Below are 11,469 nucleotides of genomic sequence, written 5' to 3' on the forward strand. Positions count from 1 at the left end.
GGAAATATCTATTTTATTAATAAGCCGGTTTTCTGCCAAAGGCTTGTTTCATTATTATATTTTATATCAATAGCATATCGGGATTTGACCATGCCGCCGAAACCATTGCGCGCCCGGAAGTGGCCGACAATTTGATATTTGCATTCACCTCTATCCACGATGGACGGATTTTCAAACTCTGCCGATGATGGATCGTTGAGCTGTTTCTTGACGAATTTTTCCGCCATGACCCTCGCCATGCTTTCGCCACCACCACAAACCGGACCGCCACACGCCGTTAGCGTGAATAGCGGAATTAGCATAAATATGCGTTTCATCTTCATTGCCCCCAATTCAAAGCAAACCGTTATAGGCTGGGTAATGAAGCCGTCAAGCGTATCATATAGTCCATCATTGTTCGGGAATGGTTATTTGACGGTTATTTGATACGTTTTCAACGCTACCGTCTAAATATTTGATTTTATTGAGATTTTTGGTACGCCCAAGGGGAATCGAACCCCTGTTTGCGCCGTGAGAGGGCGCCGTCCTAACCGCTAGACGATGGGCGCATAAGCCATGCCGCTGATATAATCGCCAAAAAGAAAAAGCGCAATCCTCGAAGGCAGAAACAATCAAGGCGGCCTGATTGCCGCCCTGATCAGATTCTATCCGTTCTACTCGACATTGCCGAGCTTGATGCGACCGATGATACGGGATTCGCGGTAATCATAGATGATGAGTTCCGTACCGCCATCCGGCAGCAGGGTTTCCAGCGAAAGTTCGTTGCCGGAAAGGCTTTGCGAGAGAAGACGGGTGCCCGGCGTCAGATTGATCTGCGATTCGATCAGCTTCGGCGGTTCCGGCTTTGCCGGAGCGGGCGCAGCCTGTCCGGGGATATCGGAACGGGCTTCTTCCGCTGGCGGGGTTTCCGGCGCACGATTGATCTTGTAGACAACGGCGACAAGCACAGCCATAAGACCGATCAGCATGACACCGATGGAGACGGCCAGAAGCCGGATCATTTTGCGGCGCACACGTTCCATGGCTGGATCAAGCTGGGGCTCGGTCTGTTCATCCGGGTAATAGCCCTGCTGATAGTCCTGATAGCCTGAATCCTGATGATTCTGGTATCTCGGATAGTGTGGATCCTGCATTCAACGACTCCGGTTCGAACTTCGCCATGTTATGGCGTGTGGCGCGTGATAGAGCATTTTGCAGCCAAATGGAAACATTTGACGCCGCATAAATGCGGTAAAACCAAGAGATAGAGCAGTTCTGGCGATTTCGTTACGACAGACCGGCTCTCATGAAGGAAAGACACGAGTGAAAGAGCTTACGACCGACTCCGATGCCACAGGCAAGCGTCTCGACCAGTGGCTGGCCGCAGCATTGGGGCCGGAACTCTCGCGCAGCCGCGTTCAGTCCCTGATTGCCGAAGGCCATGTGACCATCGACGGCGCGCCCGCCCGTGAAGCCAAGCAGAAACTGCGCGAAGGCATGACTATCGCCATCGTGCTGCCTGAGCCGGAGCCAGCCGAACCGATTGCTGAGAACATACCACTCGATATTCTTTACGAGGATGATGATCTCATCGTGATCAACAAGCCCGCCGGGCTCGTCGTTCACCCAGGCAACGGCAACTGGACGGGAACACTCGTCAATGCCCTTATATATCATTGTGGCGATAGCTTGTCGGGCATCGGCGGAATTCGCCGCCCCGGCATTGTTCATCGTCTCGACAAGGACACAAGCGGCGTCATGGTCGTGGCCAAGAATGACCGTTCGCACCGGCATTTGAGCGAACAATTTGCCGACCATGGCCGCACTGGCGATCTGGAACGCGCCTATCTTGCGCTCGTCTGGGGCATGACCGAACGCCCGCAGGGCTTCATCGATGCGCATCTTGGACGCTCGCATCGCGACCGCACCAAGCAGGCCGTGGTCAATGAAGAGCGCGAAGATGCCCGCCACGCCATCACCCATTATGTGACAGTGGAAAAATTCGGGCCCCGCGACGATGCCACCGCACTGGCCTCGCTCATCGAATGCCGTCTCGAGACAGGCCGTACCCACCAGATCCGCGTGCACATGGCGCATATCGGCCATCCGCTTGTCGGCGACATGGACTATGGCAGTGCCTACAAGACCAAGGCCAACAAGCTGCCGGAACCATTGAAAGAGGCCGTGCGCGGTTTCCACCGGCAGGCACTGCATGCCTGGCTGCTCGCCTTCACCCATCCAGCGACAGAAGAGCTGATGCGTTTTGAAGCGCCTGTGCCGGAAGATATGGAGCACCTTCTGGAAAATTTCCGGAAGCACTCTATATAATACTGGCAACCATCACGGTTCGCCGGAACAATGGGCGGTATATAAATAAGAAGCTGATCCGACATCAAAAAAGAGGGCGCGGTCGTAGCCGCTCCCTTGCCACAAAAAGCAATTCATTTCAGACGAGAGCGTATCCCGAAAAGTGGGAACCGGTTTTCGGAACAAGATGCGCATAGAATAACAAGGCAGGGTATTTCCTGTGCTTCAGGAAATGCAGACTTGGTCCAGCCATGCAACCTTTGGCCTTGAGCGGCGTTCACATTGTAGTGACAGATTGTTTCATACGTTAAAGGATCGTGTTTTCGCCAAAATCATGCCTATATATGAGGGCTCGCGAGAGGGAAGTGCAGGAGGCAGCCCCCGCGACAGGTTCGCCAAACGGGAACCTGAAATTATAAAGGAGGGTGCTCTATGGCCCAGATGAATCTCCCAAGCATCACGTCCGGTGACGGCGGTCTTACCCGTTACCTGGAAGAAATTCGTCGCTTTCCCATGCTTGAGCCGCAGGAAGAATACATGCTGGCCAAGCGCTATCACGAACATACCGACCCTAAGGCCGCCCACAAGCTGGTGACGAGCCATCTGCGTCTTGTGGCCAAGATTGCCATGGGTTATCGCGGCTATGGCCTGCCGATCGGTGAAGTGATCTCGGAAGGCAATGTCGGCCTCATGCAGGCCGTAAAGCGTTTCGAACCTGAACGCGGTTTCCGTCTTGCCACCTATGCGATGTGGTGGATCAAGGCCTCGATCCAGGAATATATCCTGCGCTCGTGGAGCCTTGTGAAGATGGGTACGACCGCCAATCAGAAGCGCCTGTTCTTCAATCTGCGCAAGATGAAGAGCAAGATTCAGGCGCTCGATGATGGCGATCTCAACCCGGATCAGGTCAAGCAGATAGCCACCAAGCTCAAGGTCAGTGAAGACGAAGTGGTTTCCATGAACCGCCGTCTGTCCGGTGATGCTTCGCTAAATGCGCCCCTGCGGGCTTCAGAAGGCGAATCCGGCGAATGGCAGGACTGGCTGGTCGATGACAGCAGCAGCCAGGAGCAGGTCCTGATCGAGCAGGACGAACTGGAAAACCGCCGCTCGATGCTTGAACAGGCGATGGATACGCTGAACGACCGTGAACGTCGCATTTTCGAGGCTCGCCGTCTTTCGGACGATCCGATGACGCTGGAAGACCTCTCCGGCGAGTTCGGCATCAGCCGTGAGCGTGTACGCCAGATTGAAGTGCGTGCCTTCGAAAAGGTGCAAGCGGCGGTGAAGGCCGCTGCCTACAAGCAGCAGAAGGCGCTGAACCCTATCGAGGAAGCGCACGCCTGAAACAGATAATCTGCTGATTCTTTTACTGCCGCAAAGTGGGGGACCATTTTGCGGCAGAACTATTTGAGCGTTACTGGTCCCCCTCACCTTTCGCAAGTTCAAACCCTTCATCTATCCAGCCTGTCAGCCCGCCCGCCATGATCTTGACGGGCCGGTCGAGATTGGCGAGCCGCAAGGCACCACGCGCCGCACCATTGCAATGCGGTCCCGCGCAATAGGTTACGAAAATAGTTTCCTGCGGCCATTCCGCCATCTTGGACCCGATGATCTTGCCATGGGGCAGATTGATCGCACCCGGAATATGCGCCTCTGCAAAAAGCGCCGGGCTGCGCACGTCAAGAAGCACGAAATCGGCTCCCCCGGACAAAGCATCGTGTACGTCCCAGCAATCCGTCTCGAATGTGAATTCGGCTGCAAAATGACCCCGCGCCAGCGCGCTTGACGCTGGCGGGATGGCAGTTACGGCTGATTTCTTGTCGGTCTTGGTCACGCTATCCATGGACGATCTCCTGTTGGTCTTCGAGAAGATTTTCCGCCATTTGCCAACAGGCTTGCAATTGGCATGATTGACAATATACGTAAAGATAATGACAAATCAGGCATCAGACCCCAAAGGCCCTCTTGTCGTAGCGCTTCTCTATGACCGGCTTTGCACTTTTGAATTCGGCATTGTCGCTGAAATCTTTGGCCTGCCCCGGCCGGAAATGGGAACGGGATGGTATCGCTTTGCCAGCTGCCCGATAGAGGACGGCCCGCTGCGTGCGCATGGCGGCTTTGTCATCACGCCCGATGGGAGCTCCGACCTCATCGATGAGGCTGACCTTATCATTGTTCCAGGTTGGAAAGGTGCAGAGGTTCCGGTGCCGGAAGCGATCAGCGAAAGGCTGCGTCGCGCGCATCGGCGCGGTGCTCGGCTTGCCTCTATCTGTTCGGGAGCCTTTGCGCTGGCTGCGACAGGACTGCTGGACGGCGGGACCGCCACAACGCACTGGCGCTATGCCGATGCGCTGCGGAAAAAATACCCCGCAATCGATGTCGATGATGCGTCGCTCTATCGCGAACATGATCGCGTCTTCACTTCGGCGGGAAGTGCCGCTGGAATAGACCTCCTGATAGAAATCGTCCGACAGGATTTCGGAGCTGCCGCCGCAAATTCCGTTGCCCGGCGGCTGGTCATGCCCGCTCACCGCACGGGTGGACAGGCACAGTTCCTCGAACGTCCGGTCACAAAGCGCGAAGGCACCGCGATCAGCCCGGTTCTGGACCGGATGCGCACCGATCTTGCCACAGGATGGACAGTCGAGCGCATGGCGGCTGAATGCCGGATGAGCCCACGCACATTCCTGCGACGCTTTAATGAGGCAACCGGCGCTACACCCGGCGACTGGCTCACCATGGAGCGTATCGCGGCTGCCAGGGAACTCCTCTCCCAGGGAGAGGCGAGCATTGACGATATTGCCGCCGCGGTCGGCTTTGGAAGCGCCCACACGCTTCGCCATCATTTCCGCCAGAAAATTGGTATTAGCCCTTCGGAATATCGCAGGCGGTTCCTCTCGGAAACCGTCACCCAACCGATATAAAACTGTCAAATCACTGTAATGGATTGGCTTTAGGGACGAGGGCGTGTTTCACCCAAGCTTCAAGGTCTCCCAATGAAAAAGCTCCTGCTCGCCGCAGCTATCGCGCTTACCGCTGCCACCGCCGCATCTGCTTCCGAATATGTCTCCTTCCTCGATTATCCGCAGAAGGAACAGGACGGGACGGAGTTCTTCACCGCCATCGAAATCCCTCAAGGCAGCTTCACCAAATACGAAATCGATGACAAGACCGGTCACATCGTCGTTGACCGCTACCAGTCCATGCCTGTCATCTATCCGGCCAATTACGGCTCGATCACCAGCACGCTTGCTGGCGACGGCGATCCACTGGATGCACTCATCTATACGCGTGAGCCGATTGTTCCGGGAGCGATCATCAAGGTTCGTCCCATCGGCGTCCTGAAGATGATTGATGGCGGCGATCAGGACGACAAGATCGTCGCTGTTCCGACCACGGATATCGATCCGACCTATGACAACATCAAGGAAATCACCGATCTGCCGAAGATCGAACAGCAGCGTCTCGAAGCTTTCTTCCGCGTCTACAAGCAATTGCCGGAAGGCCGCAAGGTCGTTGAACTGGGCGGTTTCGACAGCGCGGAAGCTGCACGAAACGAAATAGCCAAGGCCATCAAGGCTTTCGCCGAAAAGAAGTAACCAGCGCGACTTTGGTTCGCCTCAAAACAAAAAGGCCGCTCGAAGCGGCCTATTTATGTTTCGATATGTAAGACTAGTTCGTACCGAGCACGTCGTTGAATGCCTTCTCTCCCGGCACGCCCTTTTCAAGACTGATGAGAGCGCGGCGGCCATTGCGGTAGGAGATCGGAATATCGATCCACTGCAGGCGGCGCATCAGCGAAAGATTGGTATCCTGTGCGGTACGCGCATCGTTCAGCCAGACGATGAAGAAATTGTCGCCGATCTTCGAAGGCACAGCGATCAGCGGATTGCCCGCCGCCTGTTCCGTATCCTTGAAGGTGATGCGCTGCACGTTATCCACCACGCCGCCGGGGAAACCTTCCGGCACGGTGAAGACCAACTCGATCAGATGGCTCGCCGGAATGGACTGATCCGTATTCTTGCGGATCGTCATCTTCAGCTCGACCTTGCTGGTCGGCATCGTGACGGTCGCGCGGACCGCCGGTTCGGCAGGCTGGCCGTCTTCCGGGCTTTCTTCGATCGTGGACCAGACCACATTTCCGCGCTCGACCGAATCCGAACCGGCGCCGCCGCGTTCTTCATAAAGAAGCGCCTGCTGGCCCACGGCAACCGTCTGGTTCTGTCCGGGCTGCGCGCCGTTTTGCGTATTCGTTTCGGCAGGTGCAGGCGTGGAAGCGGCGGTCGACGTGCCCTCGCCGATACCGTTGGCACCGGCGGCAGGACCGCTATCGGTTTCGCTGCCGTCCGGCATCAGCCGTTGCGTCATTTTCGGCTCGCCTGCAGGCTGCTGCGGCTGCTCGGGCGTCTGCTCGCCGCCCGTCGTCGCCGTGTTGGTGTCGGCTGGCGGCGTCGTATCTTCGGGATGCGTTTCGGTATCGGAACCGGTCGCAGGCGCGTCGCTGCGTCCAAGACTCGATGCCAGTTCCTGAATTTTGTCCTTGTTGGCCCACACCGCATAACCCGCGCCGCCAAGCACCAGAACGGCGACCAGAGCTGCAATCAGCCCCTTATAGGAGCGCTTCTCCTTCTTGGAGGTGCGTTCAATATATTCGCTGCGGCGGGCCTGCGCCTTTTCCTTGGCACGGTCCAGTTTCCAGTCGTCGCTGCGCTCGGCTGCAAAGGCCGGTGCATCATCATCTTCGCTGGAGAAATTGTCGCGACGCTCATCGCGCGGTGCACTGGAGAATGCGGACTCGTCATCATCTTCATGAGACGGCGTGCGCTCTGCTGCGTCCTGATTCGCCTCCTGCAGGAAATCTTCCAGCGCATCCTCGACGGGCTCTTCCGGCGCGGCGGCTGGCGGCGCATAAAAAGCTTCAACCTCGGCAATGGCATCTTCGAGAATATTACGCTGGCGGACAGCCACAGCCTGCGAGGCATTCGCCGTAACAAGCTTTTGCTCGATCGTGGCGCGCGCTTTCGCGTAAACACGCTGGCGCAATTCGGGCGACTTGTCCGCCTGCGCATCGATCGTCTTTTTCAGTACCGCTACAAAATCCGCCATTCCGTCTTACCCGGTTTCCGCCCGTCCAGATGAACAATAAGCACAGGATGCAATAAATGTCCCAATAATCACAATAATCAAGGGAAAGCAAAGTCTGCGGCTACGATTTAGCGAAGACTTTCAAAATGATGCGGTAAAATAGTGGCAAAATTCACCCTGTCGCGAAGCTTTGTGTGGGCGATTGCGTTCTTTGTACAACGGTCGAAACAAAATCGGAGCAGCTTCCGGAAAAGCTGCTCCGAACATATCAGTCCGTGACTGCAAACAATTAGTCGTGGAACGGATCGGTGACGAGGATCGTGTCCTCGCGTTCCGGGCTGGTGGAGAGCATCGCCACCGGCGCGCCGATCAGTTCTTCGATGTGACGGACATATTTGACAGCCTGGGCTGGAAGATCGTTCCACGAACGCGCACCGGCGGTCGTTTCCGACCAGCCCGGCAAGGTTTCATAGATCGGCTTCACGCGTGCCTGCGCGCCCATGGAGGACGGCAGATAGTCAATGCGCTTGCCATCGAGTTCATAGGCAACGCAAATCTTGATTTCATCCAGACCGTCGAGAACGTCGAGCTTGGTCAGCGCAATACCGGTGATGCCGGAAGTACGAACCGTCTGACGCACGATCACGGCATCGAACCAGCCACAGCGACGCTTGCGACCCGTCACCACGCCGAATTCATGGCCCTTGGTGCCAAGGAATTCACCGATTTCATCGTCAAGCTCGGTCGGGAACGGACCTTCGCCAACGCGGGTCGTATAGGCCTTGGTGATGCCGAGCACATAGCCGATGGCCGTCGGACCGAGGCCCGAACCGGCAGCAGCCTGACCGGCAACCGTGTTGGAAGACGTCACGAACGGATAGGTGCCGTGATCGTTGTCGAGCAATGCGCCCTGCGCGCCTTCGAACAGGATGCGGTCGCCAGCCTTGCGGCGCTCGTCGAGAACGCGCCAGACCTGATCGATATAGGGCAGGATCTGATCGGCAACCGAGTTCAGTTCCTTCAAAATGGTCTCGACCGCAATTTCTTCCAGACCCATGCCGCGGCGCAGCAGATTGTGGTGCGCGAGCAGACGTTCGACCTTCGGCTGCAGCGTTTCCGGCTCGGTCAGGTCGATGACGCGGATGGCGCGACGGCCGACCTTGTCTTCGTAGGCCGGGCCAATACCGCGCTTGGTCGTGCCGATCTTGAGGCCCGAATTGGAGCCTTCGCGCATGGCATCGAGTTCACGATGAATGGAGAGGATAAGCGGCGCATTTTCGGCAATGCGCAGCACATCAGGATTGATATCGATGCCCTGCGCGCGCAACTTCTCGACTTCGGCAACAAAATGATGCGGATCGACAACGACACCATTGCCGATGACACTCAGCTTGCCGCGCACGAGGCCGGATGGCAGCAGCGAAAGCTTGTAGCTGACGCCGTCGATGACAAGCGTATGACCTGCGTTATGACCACCCTGGTAGCGCACGATGACATCGGCGCGTTCGGACAGCCAGTCAACGATCTTACCCTTGCCCTCATCGCCCCATTGCGATCCGACGACAACCACATTTGCCATTGAAGAAACTCCTTGGCTTCTATTTGAAAATCCAAGGATCAAAGCGGCCCGTTCATCGCCAGTTGAGGCTACAGGGTGCTGATCCCTCGTCTCTATACAGATTGAAACGGAATTGCGCGACTCTTTCGTGCAAGAAATTCGCGATTTTTGAACACGTCTTGAATGAAGGGCGCTTAGGGTCGGTAGAGATTCAGTCTCTGGGGAGGCGAAAATGGTGATCTTTGAGAACCGGCGCGCAGCGTACTATGAGTACGTGAGCACCGGAAGCGCAAAAGAGCGCCATTTGCAGACCGCCAGAGACTGAATATCGCCGAACCTAGCCGGCGCGGACCATATACAGTGCATCCTCCGAATAGCTCTTGAGCTTTTCCTCAAGTGCCGGAAGGTCGCGAACGACAAAACCCTTCTTCTCCCAGAAACCCTGCGAGCCACTGACGGCAACGAGAGACATGGTGACGAAACCGTCGCGTTCGGCCTGCAGGGCCATCAGTTCGACGACGCGCGTGGCAGCACCGCTGGAACGGGCTTCGGGTAAAAGCGCTATATCGTGGATATAATAGGTGTTGGTGTCGTCGGGAAGTTCGCCCAAAACGGCGTTGAGAGCCGGAACCGTATCAAGCTTCCATGGATGGCTGATGCCATAACCGAGGATTTCATTGTCACGGGCGAGCACGAAACAACCTGCCGGATAGAGTTTGAAGCGGTCCCGGAAGACCGCCTCATCTTCGAAGAAATCGAGATGGACAACATTAGCAACAGCAGTCACGCTCGCAATATCCTGCTCGTGCATGCGCCGCCATTCCGGCTGTACCATCTCTTCAACCATTTTCTCAAACTTCTCCGACGTTGAACTCAAGCGGTGTTGCCGCCTTGATTGCCTCTTGAGCCGTCAGTTCGTCAAGTGCTGCCTGTGGAATCTGTTCATCCACATAGAGCATGGCGATCGCATCGCCACCCGGATGGTCACGTCCGAGCGAGAAGTTCGCGATGTTGATATTGTGCTTGCCGCAGATCGTGCCAAGCAGGCCGATCATGCCCGGAACGTCCTTGTTGGTGACGTAAAGCATGTGCGGGCCGACCTCGGCATCGAGATTGATTCCCTTGATCTGGATGAAACGCGCCTTGCCATCCGAGAAGCAGGTTCCGGCAATGGAGCGCTCACGCAAGGTGGTCTTCACCGTCAGCTTGATATAGCCGTCGAAGATGCCGGACTTGTCGCGTTTGACTTCCGAAACGATGATGCCGCGCTCCTTCACCATGATCGGTGCGGAAACCATGTTGACGTCGGCGACCTGCGGACGGATGAGACCGGCCAGAGCCGCACTCAGCAATGCGCGCGTATTCATGGTTGCGGTGGAGCCGTCGAACAGCACTTCCACTTCCTGAATCGGCTCGTCCGTGACCTGACCGACGAAAGCGCCAAGCACATCGGCAAGCTTCACGAACGGCTTCAGACGCGGCGCTTCTTCCGCCGTGATCGAAGGCATGTTGATGGCGTTGGAAACGGCGCCCTTCACCAGATAGTCCGACATCTGCTCGGCCACCTGAAGTGCGACATTTTCCTGTGCTTCCGAGGTCGATGCGCCCAGATGCGGCGTGCAAACGACATTGGGCAGTGAGAAAAGTTCGTTTTCCGTCGCCGGTTCCGTTTCGTAGACGTCGATACCCGCACCGGCCACATGACCGGATTTCAGTGCCGCCACCAGATCCTTTTCCACGATCAAGCCGCCACGGGCGCAATTGACGATACGGACACCAGGTTTGGTCTTGGCCAGGTTTTCCGCATTGATGATGTTGCGGGTCTTGTCGGTCAAGGGCGTGTGAAGCGTGATGAAATCGGCGCGCGCCAGCAGCTCGTCCAGTTCGACCTTTTCGACGCCCAGTTCCTGCGCACGGGCTTCGGACAGGAATGGATCGAAGGCCACCACATGCATCTTCAGGCCAATGGCGCGCGTGGCGACAATCGAACCGATATTGCCGCAGCCGACGACGCCCAGCGTCTTGCCGGTGATTTCCACGCCCATGAAGCGGTTCTTTTCCCACTTGCCAGCGCGGGTGGAGGTGTCTGCTTCCGGCAATTGCCGCGCTACAGCGAACATCAGCGCAATGGCATGTTCGGCAGTGGTGATCGAATTGCCGAAAGGCGTGTTCATGACGATGATACCACGGCGCGAAGCCGCCGGAATATCGACATTGTCCACGCCGATACCGGCGCGACCGACGACCTTGAGCTTCTTGGCGGCTGCGATCAGCTTTTCCGTGACCTTGGTGGCCGAACGGATCGCCAGACCGTCATAATCGCCGATGACTTCGAGAAGCTTTTCCTTGTCCTTGCCGAGATCAGGCAGGTAATCGACTTCCACGCCGCGATCCTTGAAAATCTGGACGGCAGTGGGCGAAAGCTTATCGGATACGAGAACGCGAGGTGCCATAGAGGCCTCCTTCAAACATTTTCAGACCAAACATTTCCTGTAAACGCAGACCGATCTACTTCAGGAAATGCTATGAATAGAGCGCAT

General features: G+C 56.6%; 11 protein-coding genes and 1 tRNA gene. 4 read left to right on the top strand and 8 right to left on the bottom strand.

All coding sequences use genetic code 11. The features are described 5' to 3' along the window. Positions 1–8: 8 nt before the first annotated feature. The 3 genes from MKS82_RS11370 to MKS82_RS11380 all read right to left on the bottom strand — a co-directional run bounded on the left by MKS82_RS11370 (position 9) and on the right by MKS82_RS11380 (position 1,133). Complete coding sequence (locus MKS82_RS11370; RefSeq protein WP_240578877.1) at positions 9–317, bottom strand: hypothetical protein; 309 nt, start codon at positions 315–317, stop codon at positions 9–11. 156 nt (positions 318–473) lie between these two features. Continuing rightward, positions 474–548: transfer RNA gene (locus MKS82_RS11375), tRNA-Glu, on the bottom strand. A gap of 105 nt (positions 549–653) precedes the next feature. Beyond that, the gene (locus MKS82_RS11380) at positions 654–1,133 is read right to left on the bottom strand and encodes a hypothetical protein (RefSeq protein ID WP_109989153.1); all 480 of its coding nucleotides are present in this window, start codon (positions 1,131–1,133) and stop codon (positions 654–656) included. Positions 1,134–1,302: 169 nt separating this feature from the next. Between MKS82_RS11380 and MKS82_RS11385 the strand changes: the two genes are divergently transcribed. Further along, a complete protein-coding gene (locus tag MKS82_RS11385; RefSeq protein ID WP_109989152.1) occupies positions 1,303–2,307 on the top strand; it encodes an RluA family pseudouridine synthase in 1,005 nt (334 codons plus the stop codon). 411 nt (positions 2,308–2,718) lie between these two features. Next, the gene (rpoH, locus tag MKS82_RS11390) at positions 2,719–3,630 is read left to right on the top strand and encodes an RNA polymerase sigma factor RpoH (protein ID WP_109989151.1); all 912 of its coding nucleotides are present in this window, start codon (positions 2,719–2,721) and stop codon (positions 3,628–3,630) included. A gap of 70 nt (positions 3,631–3,700) precedes the next feature. Here rpoH and MKS82_RS11395 read toward each other — a convergent pair whose 3' ends face one another. Next, positions 3,701–4,129, bottom strand: a complete 429-nt coding sequence (locus MKS82_RS11395; RefSeq protein ID WP_109989150.1) for a rhodanese-like domain-containing protein — start codon at positions 4,127–4,129, stop codon at positions 3,701–3,703. 88 nt (positions 4,130–4,217) lie between these two features. Here MKS82_RS11395 and ftrA point away from each other — a divergent pair, with 88 nt between their 5' ends. Together ftrA and MKS82_RS11405 are read left to right on the top strand one after the other, a co-directional pair. Next, complete coding sequence (gene ftrA, locus MKS82_RS11400; protein ID WP_109989149.1) at positions 4,218–5,210, top strand: transcriptional regulator FtrA; 993 nt, start codon at positions 4,218–4,220, stop codon at positions 5,208–5,210. Between the two features lie 72 nt (positions 5,211–5,282). Beyond that, entirely contained in the window at positions 5,283–5,885 is a 603-nt protein-coding gene (locus tag MKS82_RS11405) for an inorganic diphosphatase (protein WP_109989148.1), read from the top strand. A gap of 73 nt (positions 5,886–5,958) precedes the next feature. Here the strand turns inward: MKS82_RS11405 and MKS82_RS11410 are convergent, their stop codons facing one another. The 4 genes from MKS82_RS11410 to serA all read right to left on the bottom strand — a co-directional run bounded on the left by MKS82_RS11410 (position 5,959) and on the right by serA (position 11,382). After that, positions 5,959–7,392 (bottom strand): transcriptional regulator, encoded by a 1,434-nt coding sequence (locus tag MKS82_RS11410; protein ID WP_109989147.1) that lies wholly within the window; start codon positions 7,390–7,392, stop codon positions 5,959–5,961. 268 nt (positions 7,393–7,660) lie between these two features. After that, entirely contained in the window at positions 7,661–8,950 is a 1,290-nt protein-coding gene (locus tag MKS82_RS11415; RefSeq protein WP_109989146.1) for an adenylosuccinate synthase, read from the bottom strand. A 316-nt stretch (positions 8,951–9,266) separates the two neighbouring features. Continuing rightward, positions 9,267–9,776: a GNAT family N-acetyltransferase gene (locus tag MKS82_RS11420; protein ID WP_109989145.1), complete on the bottom strand. Its 510-nt coding sequence runs from the start codon at positions 9,774–9,776 to the stop codon at positions 9,267–9,269. 4 nt (positions 9,777–9,780) lie between these two features. After that, positions 9,781–11,382: a phosphoglycerate dehydrogenase gene (gene serA, locus MKS82_RS11425; RefSeq protein ID WP_109989144.1), complete on the bottom strand. Its 1,602-nt coding sequence runs from the start codon at positions 11,380–11,382 to the stop codon at positions 9,781–9,783. Between the last annotated feature and the right edge of the window lie 87 nt (positions 11,383–11,469).

It is taken from the genome of Ochrobactrum sp. A-1 (assembly GCF_022488005.1).
GTDB lineage: Bacteria > Pseudomonadota > Alphaproteobacteria > Rhizobiales > Rhizobiaceae > Brucella.